Raw genomic sequence first — 14,870 nt, forward strand, 5'->3', positions numbered from 1 at the left:
TTCCGGAAAACAAATCAAAAGAACAGGAAATCCATGAAATGAATCGAATCCGTGCAAACGTCAATGTGCCGCTGCCGCTGCTGCTGTTGCTGCTGCTTGCGTTTTTCATCCGGCTTCCGGTCCGGGGGGCGCTCGTTTTCGACTTCCGCGTCACTGACCGTCCGCTCGCGACAGGAGCGGACGGCAGGGAGATCACCCCGCTCTCAGCGGAAAACCTGAAACTGATTCCGGAGGGAGGAATCGACGGCGGCGCGCTGCAGTGCGATCAGGGGATGCTGGTCTACCCGGGTGCGGTCGTTCCCGCGGACCGAGGCACGGTCGAGGCGTGGGTTACTCCGCTGGAGTCGGGCATGGGAAATGGATTTTACTTTTTCGTCGGCGATCCGGACGAGTGGGGACCCGAGGGAATGCCGCGGCTCTGGTTCTGGGAGAGCCGCCCTCGGTTCGATGTCGATCCCGGTCCGCGTCTGATCGCGGAACGGCTTCCGGCTGACAGCGTATGGCGGCCCGGAGTCTGGATGCACCTGGCCGCCACCTACGACCGCTCCGGCATGGTGGAACTCTATGTGAACGGCCGGCTTCTGACCCGCAAAAGCGTGACACCATGGACGCCGGTCCCGCGCCGAGGCGTATCGATCGGCGTGAGCCGCAACCTCGGCGGCAACGGTTACGACCACGGCAATGCGCTCATCAGTTCCGTGCGGATTCATGACGAAGTTCTCTCCGCCGACACGATCCGGCGCTCGTTTGAAGCGGTCAAGATGGCGCAGCTGGCGGTTTCCGCGGCGGAACACACGGTTCTGCTCTCGCCGGATGAGCCGGTCAAACTGTTGTTTTCCAATCGCGGGAGCGCCATCGCGGACACGGTTGTGAGCTGGAAATATCCGGTCTCAGGCCGCACCGGAACGCTTCCGCTGAAACTCGCTCCCGGGGAATCCCGTCCGGTCACGCTGCCCGGGGTCGGCGGCGCGGATGCCGCTGGCAACGCCCGGCTCGAACTCGCGTGGAAAGAGGGGATCGGCGGCGGGACGCAGCGGAACGAGCAGGTCCCGTTCTTTCTGCCGCCCGCACTTCCTGAACCGGTCCGCGAGGAGCCGGTGTGGCGTCTCGTGCGTGAGATCGACTGCTACGCCGAAGCCCCCGCCGCGGAAGTCGGGGAGGGGAGGACGATCCGCAGCGGCGGACTTGCCTATCGCGAAACCGGCATGAAATCACACGATCGTTTTGCCTATACCGTGAAGCTCTCCGGAAAACGACGACTTGTGCGGGTGACCGCGACTTTTCCCGACGACTGCAAGCGGGAGATCATGCTCTCCTATACCGTTCCGGAGTGGCACCCGATCCGGATGTACGGCCCGGAGCAGCAGGTGCTCGGCTCGGGGATTCTGACCGGCGGCGAGTATCCGGTCACTGGTCGTGCGGTGAGCTGCGAATACCGCTTTTTCGTGCCGGACGAAAATCTCGGGCTGATCGTCGAATCCTATGCCGCGGATCAGCCAGCTGCGGTCTGTTCGCTGAAGATTGAAGAGGCTCCGGCCGGTTCCCGGCTCGGGCCGGCTCTGCTGCAGGAAGCCGTCGCCGGGGCGAAACTCCACCGGGAAACCGGTCTTTACTGGGAAGATCCGGTCATCACGCAGTGTTTCGATTATGCGGGAGTGGATTATGCCGGGTTCGACGACGCCTTTACCCATGCGCTCGATTACTTTGCCATGACCGGCCAGACGATGCTGGTGTTTCCCGCGGTCTGGTACAACGGTCCGCTGTACGACAGCAGAACCGAGCTCGGCTGCTGGCCGAACGGCATGCGCTTTCTGCCGCCGGAGTATCCGCGGCTGATGGCGAAACGGTGTTCCGAGCGCGGGATTGGATTTCTGCCGACATTCAACATGTGGAAACTCCCGTCGCTCGCGCCGCTGATCGGCTCCCCGGACGAGGTGATCGCCGGTCAGCCGAAGCTCAATACCGTCACCCGGGGCGGCAAGGTGCTGATCTCGACCAACTGGCAGAATCCGCCGCACTTGAATGCGCTCCGCCCCGAAGTGCAACAGGCTGTGCTCGGACTGGTTGATGAGATGAATGCGATGTGCGCGGATCAGCCCGCGTATCGCGGCATAGGGTTTGCACTCTGGCGCGGTGTTCCGATGCAGCTCGGTCTGGATCTGACCGTGAGTTACGACGACTGGACGATGCAGGAGTTTGCGAAGTTTCTCGGGGAAGAACTCCCCGGCAAACCGGGCGACCGGACCCGCTTCCGTGAACGGTCGCGCTGGATTCTGCGCGACCCGGCCCGGAAAACGGCTTTTCTGCGGTGGCGAAGCGACAGAATCTGCTCGTTTTACGAAGCCGTCGCCGACCGGATTCAGGCGGCGAAACCGGACGCGGAACTCCGGCTGATGATCCTCTATCCGGTTCCGAGCCGGGAGGGGGGAGACACTGCCGCGAAAGTGCTCGAACAGGGGTTGATCCTCGATCGACTGGAAAAACACCCTGCGATCCGCCTGGACCGCATGGTTAATCAGACCGATGCCCGCCAGCAGGAGAAATATCCGCAGAATGGCGAAGTCGTGCACCATCTGCTCGAACCTTCGCCGGAGTTCCAGCGGCCGTTCCTGAACAGGAAGATCTCTGCGACGATCCATCAGCAGTATTTTGAATCTCACGGAGTGCTGACCCGTCCGCGCGACCCGAAGCTGAAGATGCCCGCTCCGTGGACTCGGGAAGCGCTCGGGCGCTGTACGCAGCCGGTTCCATACGGGGAATATTTCAACGACTATTTCGCGATGTGTCTCGCACTTTTCGATGCGCAGGAGCTGAATATCGGCGGTTTCACGCTCGGGCTGCACGGGCAGGAGCGTCCCGCTGCGGAGTGGACCCGCCGCTATCGGACACTGCCGCGCGTCCGCTTTTCGGAAGTCACGCGGCAGGACGGGGTGATTCTTCGTCGGGCGGAGGCAGAGGGGAGCGACTGGTATTATCTGGTGAACGCTTCGCCGCGTCCCGTGACGCTGCGTCTCCGTTCCGGCGGAGCCGAGCTGCGTTCTCCGGTGGACAATGCGCCGTTTGTCGCGGGAGAGCGCACGATTTCCCCCTGCGGCCTCGAGGTGTGGCGGACCGCTCCCGGAAAAAGCGGTTCGGTGCTGGAGGTCGTACGATGAAACAACTTTTCTCTGCCGTTTTTCTGATTACGGCAACTGTTGTGACGGTCGCAGCCGAAACGTTGCGTTTCCCCGACACGGTCACTCTCGATAACGGCCTGATCCGGGTGGGAATATCGGCTGCGGCGGGGCGGATCGTCGACTTCGGCGTGTCGGGCGGCGGCCCGAATCTTCTGTGGCTCAATACGGTCTCCGAAGTGCGCGAACTGCGCGAAACCAATCGCTGGGTCAATCTCGGCGGCGACCGGGTGTGGCCGGAACTCTACAACTACTGGCGCAGCATCCGGCGCACGAACATCCCCGATCCCCGGATCGACGGCGGGGAGTGGATTCCCGGGGAACAGACGAAACTCGCCATGACCATCCGGAGCAGAGTTTCCGAGTCGCTCGGCTGCCGCCTTGAGCGCCGCATTGAACTCTCGCCGGACCGCCCGTGTCTGACCGTGACGAACCGGATTGTGCAGATTGAGCCGACGCCGTTTCCGCTGCAGCTGTGGCCGATCACGCAGATTCAGCCGGCGGACTGCTATTTTTTTGCGATCGCGCCGGGGGAGCCGCCGTACCGGATCAGTTCCGACGAAGCCGGGGAGATCACGCTGCAGCCGGGCCGGCTCATCTATCTGGCGCCGCGCGACACGACGACCAAACTGACCGGGAACGGGGAGTGGCTGGCCGCCCGTTTCGGAGAGCTGCTGTTCGTGCAGGCCTCGCATCACACGCCCGGCGCCTGCTATCCGGAGGGTGGCTCCCAGATGCTGTTTACCGGTCCCCGCTATGCGGAACTCGAATTCAGCGGCGGACTCCGCCATCTCAAGCCCGGAGAAATTTTTGAAAACAGCGTTCAATGGGAGCTCGTCCGGCTGCCCCGGAACACGGGGAATGGCGACGCCGCCCGGACCGCGCAGAATACCGCAACCAAACTTTTGCAAGGAAACAGAGATCATGAGTGAGTCCCGAATCAGAATCGCCCTGCTCGCCGCCGGCGGGCGCAGCACCATCAGCCGCCATCTTTTTGCGAAGAGCGACCGGATTGAACTGGCCGCGCTTTACGATCCAGACCGCGCGGTGGCGGAAGAACGGCGCGCGCAGCTCGGGTTTCCCGACGCCCGGATCTGCGGAAGCTGTGAGGAGGCGCTCGCGGTTCCGGGGGTCGACTGGGCGATGGTGTTCTCCCCGAACTGTTTCCATGCCGAGCAGATCATCGCTTCGTTCCGGGCGGGCAAACATGTGTTCACGGAAAAGCCGCTCGCAATCTCGATCAAGGAGTGTGTGGAGATTTTCGAGGCGCACCGTCGAAGCGGCCGCCTGTTTGCGACCGGGTTTGTGCTGCGCTTTTCGCCGATTTACCGGAGAGTCAAGACGCTGCTCGACGCCGGAACCATCGGCCGGATTCTCTGCATCGACGCCAATGAGAATATCAAGGCCGAGCACGGTGCGTATATCATGAGGAACTGGCGGAGAAAGTGCGAACTCTCCGGTCCGCATATTCTCGAGAAATGCTGTCACGATCTCGATCTTCTGAATTGGTTCACCGGTTCGCTTCCGAGCCGGGTCGCCTCTTTTGCGGGGCTGGACTTCTTCACGCCGGAACATGAGTATTTCAACGAAAAATTCCGGGGGTGGGGCCCGGAAAAGTGTTCGCCATTCAATTCGCCGTGGGGCGGGGATCCGCATGCCCTGCCGTCGCCGTTCACGAGCGACAAGGACATCATCGACAATCAGGTGACGATTCTGCAGTACCGGAACGGAATGCGCGCGACGTTCCAGACGACGCTTTCAAACGCGATTCCGGAGCGGCGGATATTCTTTTCCGGGACCGAGGGGACTCTGATCGTCGAGTTGTATGGCGGTACGGTTACCTGGAAACGGCTCGATGAGGATTCGATTCACACCTATCACCCCGCCGGCTGCGACGGTCACGGCGGCGGAGATCCCGAGATCATGGCGGAACTGTGCAACACCATGCTTTACGGAACTCCTCCGATCTGCAGCGGCAACGAGGGTCTCGACAGTGCCGTGACGGCGCTCGCGATCGACACCGCCGCCAGGGAGGAGCGTATCTTCAACCTGGAGCCGGTCTGGAAACAGTTAAACCGTTGATGTGAAAGGAGTCATTCTGATGAAAAAACGTAATTTCACCCTTGCTGAACTGATTCTGGTCGCTGTGCTGCTGGTGACGGGCGTGGTTTTCCTCGTGCCTGCGGCGGCGGAGAATGCCCGGCAGAGTTTCGACGTCGCCTGCCAGGCGAACCTGAAAGCGATGGGCGACGCCGCGTTCGGTTTCGCCGAGGATCATGACGACAAGCTCCCGACCGGGAAATTCGAGCCGAATCAACGCTGGTTCGCCGATCCGGGATTGCGTGCCAACCCGAATAATTTCCTCTCGCGTCTTCTGGACTATACCACTGGCGACCGCTTTGTCTGCCCGGCCGCACCCGAGAACACCGAAGAGATTTACCGGCCGAAAGTTGCGGAAGAACGGTGCAGCTTCGAGACGAACGGCGTACTCGTCAATCACCTCGGTATGGGAGGCATTCCGACCACGCAGATCAGAAATCCGGCTGAAACGCTTTTCCTGTTTGACCGCGGATTCACCCAGGTCGGGCTCTCGATTACGGCGAAAAGCCTCGACGGCAAGCGGCACGGCTTCGGCCGCACGCACTGGAAGCCGGAAGAGATCGTTCACGGTTACCGGCACAATGCTGTTTTTGCGGACGGGCATGCCGGAGAAATGCGTCCCTGCTACGGCGGGGTGACAGGAACTGTTACCCGCGACCGCAGTTACGGTCTGCTGCCCGATGGAACCCCGATGTTTTAACCATTAGGAAAGGAGTGATTTATGAAGAAACTTTTCTTTGCGATATTCTCCAGCCGCCGCTCCGCCGGACCGGAATTCACAGCACAGAGCCGGATTGGATTCACGTTTATGGCCCCTCTCCCGGCCAGCCGGCAAATCACCAATGAGCCAATCATCGCCCCGCACCCCATTTCTGCGCCCGGCAGAACAAGAGAGGGGTTCGGGGGAGAGAAAGCGGCAGGGAAAGCCGCGTCTCTCCCCGTACCGACCACCCATCGAACTCCTCATCGGCCAAGCATCGCCGTGCAACAGAGTCTCCGCTCGGCAAGCGGCGAAGTGGAGCAAAAACGCGAATGGGTCTTTCCGCAGAAAAGCGGGAAGAGCCGTTCGCGTTTTTGCGGCTCTTTCTCCCCGTGCCGGCCGACCGCAGCCGAGTCCGACTCCGACCCGTACGCGGCACCGGCACCTTGCCGGACGCAGGGGGTGCGGGGGGCGGCGGACACGCCCCCTGCCGCCCACGACCTGGTAACGAAAAAAGCGGCATTTACGCTGATAGAGCTCCTCGTGGTGATTGCGATCATCGCGATTCTGGCGGGAATGCTGCTCCCGGCGCTGAACCAGGCGCGTTCGCGGGCACACGATGCGAACTGCCGCAGTAATCTCCGACAGACAGGGCAGGCGGTTCTACTGTATTCGGGAAACTTCGATGATTATCTTCCGTCGGGGAATCTTGAGCCGAACCAGCGCTGGCGTTTCGGGGGCGGAATGCTGACGAACCCGAACAATATGCTGGCGCGGCTGATCGAATATGTGCCGGTCGACTGTTTTGTCTGCCCCGGTGTTCAGGATGACGACGAGGCGGTGTATACGCCGATCGACCGCGATGAGCAGTGCAGTTACGAGGCGAACGCCGTATTGTGTTTCAACCGGAAAAAGGGCGGAGCGAAGTTGAGCCGTGTTCGCAATGCCTCCTCGATCTTCTATATTTACGACCGCGGCATGACCCGGATCGGTCTTTCGATCACGGCGAAGTCCAATGACGGCGTCACGCATTCCGGCGGCCGCAACTGGATTGCTCTCGAGGAGATCGCACACAAGTTCAACATCAACGTTCTGTATGCCGACGGGCACGTCAATTCGCGGAGTCCCTCGTGCGAGAGCCGTACCGGCAACATCGACGGCAAGGCCGATTTTGGTATCAATCCCGATGGAACGCCGATATTCTGATGCGGAAGCGACCGATTATGTCCGGAAAATTGCGCATATTTTGAGAGATGGCACTTGAAAAAGGTCCTGTTTTCTGATTGATTATAGTGACCAAACTGTGAGACCAGTGGAAAAATAAGGAAGAGCGCTGTTATGAAGTGGCTGCAGTCCGTCTGTCTGGCCGGAATGATTCTGGCGGGATTCGAGTCGATCGGGCAGGAGGCTTTGGCGGGGAATCCGGTGCGCGAGGTCGTGATCTTCGAGCAGGATTTCCGGGGGCAGCCGCTTCCGGCGGGATGGCGGACCGAACCGTCTGACCGTACCGTGAACGTCTCGCCGGGAGCGGAGGGGCTGACGTTGACGGTTTCCGGAGCAGAATCCGGCAAGTTGTACTATTTCCGTTCCCCGGCACTGGCATTCCCCGCGCCCGACGGGCACACGGTTCGACGGCGTTTCCGGCTGGAGGCGCGCGCCTCCGTGCAGCGTGGCGGGGAGGCCTTTCTGCGGATTCTGGCGGGGGGCGGCGGAAAAGCTCCCGTCTGGGTGACGCAGACGCCGGACGGACAGAACCAGATGTCCGGTTTGCCGCTGGCCGGTGACGGGGAGAATCCCGTGTGTTCCGCGGATTATCTGCCCGACGCGGCAGAGCTGCGGCTCTATCTGGAGTTGCGTCCGGCTGATGGAACCGGGGTCGTGACGCTGAAGAGCTTGCGTTTCGTTCTCGAGGAGGAGATTGCCCATGCGGTTGAAACCGGCTTCCCCGGCAATGTCGTTTCCGCTGAAACCGGGATCGTCACGGTGACGCCGCTGCCGGGGACTCTTTCCCGCGGACGCATTCTCCTGCGCGATGAAGCGGGCCGCGTGCTGCGCGAACACAAACTCTCCCTCTCCGGTGCGCCGGAGCGTCTTACGCTCGAACGAGGTTATTACGATGTGGAAGTGGACGCCATCTATGCCGACGGGCGGCGGGTGCGGACTTCGACCGGCGCGGCGGTGGTCGGCAAGCCGCTGGACGAGGCGGTGCGCCGCCGTTCCCCCTACGGATTGATGACCGTCCACCTCCCGGAAGAGCTGGCGGTCGCGGCGGGGGGAAACTGGGACTGGAAGTTTTTCTATCCGTCTGTGTTTCAACTGAATGCGGACGGAAAAATGACGCCGCGCCCGCTGCCTCCTTCCCGGTTGTCGCGTCATTATGCGATGAACGGGCCGCTGCCGGTCATCACCGCCGGAAAGACGGCCGGGGAGGGGCTGCGGCTGCCGGTTGATCTGGAACTTTACCGGAAACTGATGCGGGAATGGGCTGCGGCCAACGCTTCCGGCTGCGATCTGTTGAGTGTTTACAACGAACCGGACGGACATTGGCGCGGCAGTGCGGAGGAGCTTGTGACGTTTCACAAAGTCACCGCCGAAGCGATCCGGGAGGGGAGCCCCGGAACGAAAGTGTACGGTCCCGTGCTGAGTTCCCTGAATGCGGCAAATCGGCGGCGCCTGGTCGAATGGAGTGAACTCGGGCTGCTCGACGCACTCGACGGTCTGACTTTGCACGCCTATGTCGACGGCAGCGCTCCGGAGGGAGAATTTCTCGAGAACATTCTGGCCGTCCGGGAGTTCCTGCGGACAAGGGGCAGACAGAATATGCCGATTCACCTGACTGAATTCGGCTGGACTACACACGCCGGTACCTGGCAGAAGCCGGTTTCCGAGCTGGAGCAGGCGCGTTATGCGGCGCGTTCTCTGGCGTTGATCTCAACCTGTGCGGTGGATTCTGCGATCTATTTCTGCGGTCGATACAATCTGTCGCGGTCGACGCGGCCGGGCGAGGAGGGATTCTCCGTCTGCCGCCGCGACAATACCCCCCGGCCGGCCTATGCCGCGCTGGCGCAGTCGATGAAATTTCTGGCCGCTCTCGGGACGCGCGGTGAACACCTGCAGCCCGCCCCCGGGGAACATCTGGTTCTGCACCGGACCGCCGATGATACACGGATGATTGCGTGGACCGAGTACGGGACAGTCCGGCGGGAACAGCTCCCCGGAATTCAGGAAATCCGCGATATCACCGGGAGGAAACTTCCAGTGGAAAAGAGTTTGGAGTTGTCGCCGTCGCCGATCTATCTGGTGTCCGCCCTCCGGTTCACGGAGCCGAGTCGGATTGTCGGGAGTTCCGTGGTTACCCACGGGGATGAACTTTTTTTTCCCGGGGCGGAAACGTTCCGCTTCCCGGAGGGAATCCGATCTGTCAACGGCCGTCTGCGGGTAGATGAGCGGATGCTGCCGGGCGAGTATCTCGGATTTCGCCCCGCCGGAACGCACTTGGAACTTTACCGTCTGCAGGTGGAGATGCCGCTCTCCATCCGGGAGATCAGGGCGACGGTCGATCCGGCGGGCGGCGGGTTTCTGCTCCGGGGGCGTATCTTCTGCCCGACTCCGGTGACACAGGTTCGGGCGGTCTGGGAGTCCGGCTCGCTGCGGCACACTCTTTCCATTGCGCAGCTTCCGGCCGGGGAGTCGCAGCTGGAACTCCCTCTCGACGGGATGCCGTTCGGGCGTCGCGTGACGGGACGGCTGAATGTGAGTGCCCGGTGTGGTTCCCATGGGGTGACGGCGGAACGGATTCACGATCTTCTGCTTCTGCCGGTGTACCGGGCGGAGTCCGCGGAACAGCTCGCCGGAATGCCAGCGATCCGGCTGGAGGATTGGTCGGTTCTCGGTTCCGGAGGGCCGTCGGGAACGTTCCGCCTCGGCTGGAACGAGCGTGCGCTGCTGCTGCTCTGCGAGGTCGAGGATCCCGGGCACTATGCCGACCGCGACGCGCTGCTCTGGCGCGGCGACAGCCTGCAGTTCGCCCTGGATGTGGATGCGGCCGCCCCCTGGCAGCCCAATGTCGCACGGAATTTCAACGGACACCGGGTACAGGAGTTCGGGGCCGCGCTGAATTCCGCCGGAATCGCCCAGCTCTGGCGCTGGCTGGCATATGCTCCCGGAAAAACTCCGGGCGGGCTTTCCCCCCGGGAGGGGAAAGTCCTGGTGGTGCGCAGAGACGGACGCACGATTTACCGGCTGGAACTTCCGTGGGATTCCGCCGGAGTGTCCGGCGCGCCCCGGGCCGGAACCGAATGGGGATTCGCCGCCGTGATCAACGACACGAACCGCTCCGGTGAACGGCGCGGGCGGCTGCTCGCCGGAGGAATCGCAGACGGCAAAGATCCGCGTGCCTACGGCCGGATCTTCTTCCTGCCGTGACGGACCTCTCTGGCGGATCCTGCTCCCGTGCCGGTGATCATCGGCCGGTTTCTGCAGGTCGCGTTATTTCGGAAATGCGGATAAATTTCAGTGTCGATGGTTGAAAAAATACGGTTGGTGCTGTAATTTATTTCCCGAACATTGAGGAACGCTGCATTCTGTCTGACATTGCGTTCTTCCGGGAGAGGTGAGGCGCGGTGGCAACGGGTAAAAATTTCTGTCCGTATTGCGGTGCGGAGTGTGATTTCACCGGACGGAATCCGAACGGACCCCGGTTCTGCTCCGTCTGCGGCCGGGAACTCCCTCCCGGAGAGAGACACTCCGGACTCGACGGCACATTCAACCGCTCCAGCCGCCCGCGTCTCTCCGACCTCAGAAATCAGGCGACCATCGTCGCCGGGGAACTCCCGTCCGGCGACGCTGCCTCTCCTCCGCCTCCATCGTCTCCGTCCGGCGCACAGGACGGATTGCCGCTGCCGTTCCAGGTCGGAGAATTCCGGGCGGAGAAACTGCTCGCCCGCGGCGGCATGAGCATTACCTATCTCGGGGTCTCAACGGAACTTCTGGAGCGGCGGGTCGTCATCAAGATTCCAGACGGGCATTCCGGGAAAACCATCGCGATGTTCCGCTCGGAATGCCGCATCCTCGGCACATTGAGCCATCCCGGCATCGTCCCGATTCTGGCGGCCGGGGATCTTCCGGCTGCTGCGGGCGGCGTTCCGTACATGGTCATGAAATTCATCGACGGCCAGAGCCTGCGCCAGCGGCTGAACACCAGGGGAAAACTCTCCTGGGAGGAGGCGGCTCAGCTCCTCGAAGATGTCGCAACCGCTCTGGAATATCTCCGCAGCCATCGCATCTGTCACCGGGATATCAAGCCGGACAACATCATTTTCGATTCGGAGACACATCATTGGGTTCTGGTCGATTTCGGCATCGCGAAGTCTCTGCAGGATAACTGGAGGATGACCATGACCATGGCCGGGCGCGATTCCGGAACATGGGATTACATGCCGCCGGAACAGCTCGAGGGGAAAGCCGTCGACATCCGCTGCGACATCTACGCCCTCGGCACCGTCGTCTGGGAAGCGCTGATCGGGAAAATTCCCCGCCGCGGCACGAAGCTGCCGTCTGCATTCGGACTCAAACTGCCGCCGGACGTCGATCTGCTCATCGAGAAAATGGTCGAGCACGATCCGGAAAACCGCTATCAGACTCCCGCCGAACTTCTGCACGCCCTGCATGCCGGCGCGAAACGGGTCGAACAGTGGAAAAAGACTGGAAAACGAATTCGGACCGCACTGCGGCTCGGGGGCGCTCTTCTGGTGATTCTGCTGCTGCTGGGAGGAGGTTGGCTGATCGGAGACTTCATTGCCGCTGCCCGCATCCGGTCGCTTCAGGAAAACCACCGGGAATCGGCAACCATCACATTGCGGGAGGTGAACGCATTTCTGGGAGAACAGCCTCTCTTTTTCGGACGAAGATATTTCGCCTCAATCCGGCCGGAACTCGAGAAAAAAGCCGCGCAGGAACAGGAGAGAATGCGTGGAGAGTTTCTCGAAATCCGGGACCGGCTGAAGAAAATCGGGGAAGGTGTCGACGAGTTGCGCGCACAGCTCATCCTGTGCGATAATTTCATCGCGAAATGGCGGGGCACGTTCAATGGAGCCGAACTGCGTGAAATCGAGCGATCCCGTGCCGCGCTGCAGCAGGAACTCATTCGTCTGGAAGAGAATACCCTTGTCGAAGAGACCGTATCCGCCGCGAAGAAACGCGCTGCGGCAGGAAGCATTGCCGCCTATCGGGAAGCGATCGAACAGTGCCGTCGCACAGATGGACTGCTGCGTCTGGCCGAAAGTCGGAAGAAACTCGGCGACACCGTTTCCGGGCTGAAACGCGACGCAGCCGCCGCGGCGGTCCGGCAGGCGGATCTTCTGCTGCGGAACGACTCCCGCAAGGAGTGGTTCGTCGCGGATGCGCTCCTCCGGGAGACCCTGGCATTCACGGGCGAGGAGCCTGTTCTCACCGCCGGGCTCCGGAGGATCGACGACCGGCTCTGGGGATACGTCCAGGCGAAGACAAAGCAATTCATTGATAACAGGCAGTTTGCGGATGCGGAGTCCTGCCTCGCGCTGTATGAAAGATCCGGCATGAAGACCCATCTCGACGACTGGAATGAGGCGAAATTGCAGATCGCTCAGGCCCGGGAGAATTTCGACTGGGAGGAGACGCAAAAACTGGTCCGGGCATATTGGAACGACCGGGCGTTTCCCGCTTCGCTGACCGCGCTGGAACGTTTCATTCAGGCGTATCCCGGCCGCCGGTCCGATGAGGTCGACGTGCTCCGCCGGGAGATCGCGGGACGATACGCGGACTGGATCGTCGCTCAATGGGAGGACCTCGAGAGCTATCTGGAGAATTTGCGCTGCTTTCTCGAGAAATTTCCGCAGGAGACGGAAAAGATCCGAACCCTCCGGAGGGGGTTGTGCCGGAGCATCCATCGTGAGATCGGCAGTATCGTTTCGGAGTCCGCCGCCGATTCCCGGGGGCGTTCGGAGCGGCTCGGCGAGATCCGGTTCGACCTCTGCGAGAAAGATCAGCAGAAGTATCTGGAGCGTCTCATCGCCGCCGCTCAGGAGTATCTGCAGATCGTTTCCGGCGATGATGAGGAGCAGTCCATCTGGACGATCTTCAGCAATCGATCCGAAGAGCTGCACGAAGCGGAGATGAAGTTTCAGTATGAATTCCAGCGGCCGCCGGAGGATTGTGTGCCGGGTGGGACTCCCACGGTCTTCCGGGTGGCGATTGCGAAGATCAAGGTGAATCTCTCCGACGCCCATTTCAAAGAAACGAATGCGATGTGGCGAGGCTGCAATCTGGTCGTTCAGATCGGCCCCGCAGGGAAGAAACCGTGGAAACTCCTTTCCCGGCCCGACGATGATAAACAGACCTTTGAATTCAGCGACCCCGTGGAGTTCTGGTGGGACACCGAGGCGCAGGATTTTGCCGTTCAGATCGCTGAAAAGAGATTGTTTGGTCTGGCAAACCCCCATGAAAAGACGATCCCGGCAGATTCGTTCCGGAAATCGGGATCGGCTGCACTCGAGCTGGACAACGGAACGACGGTGGAAATCTCGTGGAATTCGCGATAAAACAATCGGGAGAAGTGATATGAATCTGGTTCTGAAAGTGTTGGCTGCGGTGACGCTGGCGGCGGTCACGGTTGCGGCAGGTGTGTTCACCATCAAACTTCTGACCGCGCCGTCTTCTGCGGAGGTGAAGCCGATTGTCTCCCCCATCTCCGGGCCCGGAGAGGCAATAAAGGGAAATGAGACTCCGCCTGTCGAGAAACCGGTGGTCGAGACTCCTGATGATCCGGCGCCGGAGCCGGAGCTTTCCGGAACGATTGTCGTGGAGAAGAACGATCCTCTGCAGCCGCGTTATGTGCCGGTCAACCAGCCCGCATATCTTCAGAATCTCCGGATGGAGGGGAAGAGCTATCACAGCCGGGTCATGGGCAAAGTGAGCGGCCAGGCTGCAAAGAAAGACTGGGGAATTCGCGGAAGCGCTTATTTTACTTATATTTACGGTATCGAGAGCGTTGGGAAAATCGTGAAGAACGATGGCGTCACCATTGTCGAGGAACGCCGGTTCGGGACCGTGACGGAGAACGTGTTCGTAAGCCGTTATGATGTCGGTTTTGAACTGCCGCCGGAACTGGGCACGGGGCTGCGCGTGCTGGAGATTCTCTCCGGAGGGACGGGAATCATCGGTCCGACGGTGGTCAAACTGCTCAATCAGGTCAAGATCCCGGTCGATGACAAATTCTTCAACAAATTGCGCGACAAGAAGATGCTGCCGCAGGATCTCGATCCGGAGAAGATCAAGGGCGAAATGGTGATGTTTGCCAAACTCAAGAACGGGCGCATTCTCGAGGGGAAGACGGTTCGGATCGTCTTTCGGGACGGGCAGGGGATCACGAGCATCACGCCGATCGGGTGCAGTCTCTCTGAACAGGAGGTTGACGTCATCAAGCGGACCAACTATGTCATGGACCACTATCTGTTTCCGGATCAGGAAATTGCGATTGGTTCTTCCTGGGATGTCGACGGCGATGTCTTCGCCGGGTTTCTCGACCCGCGCCTGCAGGGGAAGGTCGATGGAAAGGTGACGGTCCGGCGGGTTGCCGATTTCACGGATGCCGCGGGGGAGATTTCCCGGCGGCTGCGGCTTGTGAACGGGCATATCTCTTTCTCCGACCATTCCCGCGCGGGAAAAGCGCTCACGGGGCAGTTGAACAGCGTCCGGGGAATCTGTTCGATCCCCGACCGCTACGGCGTGATCACGACGGCCTCTTTGAGCGGGATGATGGACTACCGGAATGTTTCGACGGATCATCTTCTGTTCGCCGCCGAGATGACGGTCACCCCCCGGTTCGAGATTTTCTACGAGTGCTCCGTGGAGTAGGTTTG

8 protein-coding genes are annotated in these 14,870 nt (G+C 61.1%); all 8 read left to right on the forward strand.

Annotated features, from left to right (window positions below):
- Positions 1 to 38: 38 nt before the first annotated feature.
- Positions 39 to 3,155 carry a LamG-like jellyroll fold domain-containing protein gene (locus tag Q0J85_RS00985; RefSeq protein WP_294477416.1) on the forward strand — a complete coding sequence of 1,039 codons (3,117 nt, stop codon included), beginning with the start codon at positions 39 to 41 and terminating at the stop codon, positions 3,153 to 3,155.
- Complete coding sequence (locus Q0J85_RS00990; RefSeq protein ID WP_294477418.1) at positions 3,152 to 4,105, forward strand: hypothetical protein; 954 nt, start codon at positions 3,152 to 3,154, stop codon at positions 4,103 to 4,105. The genes Q0J85_RS00985 and Q0J85_RS00990 overlap by 4 nt, the downstream gene beginning before the upstream one ends.
- The gene (locus Q0J85_RS00995; protein WP_294477420.1) at positions 4,098 to 5,255 is read left to right on the forward strand and encodes a Gfo/Idh/MocA family oxidoreductase; all 1,158 of its coding nucleotides are present in this window, start codon (positions 4,098 to 4,100) and stop codon (positions 5,253 to 5,255) included. Before Q0J85_RS00990 ends, Q0J85_RS00995 begins: the two co-directional genes overlap by 8 nt.
- A 19-nt stretch (positions 5,256 to 5,274) precedes the next feature.
- Positions 5,275 to 5,973, forward strand: a complete 699-nt coding sequence (locus tag Q0J85_RS01000) for a hypothetical protein (protein WP_294477422.1) — start codon at positions 5,275 to 5,277, stop codon at positions 5,971 to 5,973.
- A gap of 21 nt (positions 5,974 to 5,994) precedes the next feature.
- The gene (locus Q0J85_RS01005) at positions 5,995 to 7,179 is read left to right on the forward strand and encodes a type II secretion system protein (RefSeq protein WP_294477423.1); all 1,185 of its coding nucleotides are present in this window, start codon (positions 5,995 to 5,997) and stop codon (positions 7,177 to 7,179) included.
- Positions 7,180 to 7,311: 132 nt separating this feature from the next.
- Positions 7,312 to 10,398: a sugar-binding protein gene (locus Q0J85_RS01010; protein ID WP_294477424.1), complete on the forward strand. Its 3,087-nt coding sequence runs from the start codon at positions 7,312 to 7,314 to the stop codon at positions 10,396 to 10,398.
- 197 nt (positions 10,399 to 10,595) lie between these two features.
- Positions 10,596 to 13,550, forward strand: coding sequence for a protein kinase (locus Q0J85_RS01015; protein WP_294477425.1), 2,955 nt, complete (start codon positions 10,596 to 10,598; stop codon positions 13,548 to 13,550).
- Between the two features lie 19 nt (positions 13,551 to 13,569).
- Positions 13,570 to 14,865, forward strand: coding sequence for a hypothetical protein (locus Q0J85_RS01020; RefSeq protein ID WP_294477426.1), 1,296 nt, complete (start codon positions 13,570 to 13,572; stop codon positions 14,863 to 14,865).
- The last annotated feature ends 5 nt before the right edge of the window (positions 14,866 to 14,870 follow it).

The organism is uncultured Victivallis sp. (genome assembly GCA_944389935.1).
GTDB lineage: Bacteria > Verrucomicrobiota > Lentisphaeria > Victivallales > Victivallaceae > Victivallis.

What these genes read in the sequence shown, in the direction of transcription:
- Q0J85_RS01020 (WP_294477426.1), top strand. Translation starts at nt 13,570, where the DNA reads ATGAATCTGGTTCTGAAAGTGTTGGCTGCGGTGACGCTGGCGGCGGTC.
- Q0J85_RS00990 (WP_294477418.1), top strand. Translation starts at nt 3,152, where the DNA reads ATGAAACAACTTTTCTCTGCCGTTTTTCTGATTACGGCAACTGTTGTG.
- Q0J85_RS01000 (WP_294477422.1), top strand. Translation starts at nt 5,275, where the DNA reads ATGAAAAAACGTAATTTCACCCTTGCTGAACTGATTCTGGTCGCTGTG.
- Q0J85_RS00985 (WP_294477416.1), top strand. Translation starts at nt 39, where the DNA reads ATGAATCGAATCCGTGCAAACGTCAATGTGCCGCTGCCGCTGCTGCTG.
- Q0J85_RS01005 (WP_294477423.1), top strand. Translation starts at nt 5,995, where the DNA reads ATGAAGAAACTTTTCTTTGCGATATTCTCCAGCCGCCGCTCCGCCGGA.
- Q0J85_RS00995 (WP_294477420.1), top strand. Translation starts at nt 4,098, where the DNA reads ATGAGTGAGTCCCGAATCAGAATCGCCCTGCTCGCCGCCGGCGGGCGC.
- Q0J85_RS01010 (WP_294477424.1), top strand. Translation starts at nt 7,312, where the DNA reads ATGAAGTGGCTGCAGTCCGTCTGTCTGGCCGGAATGATTCTGGCGGGA.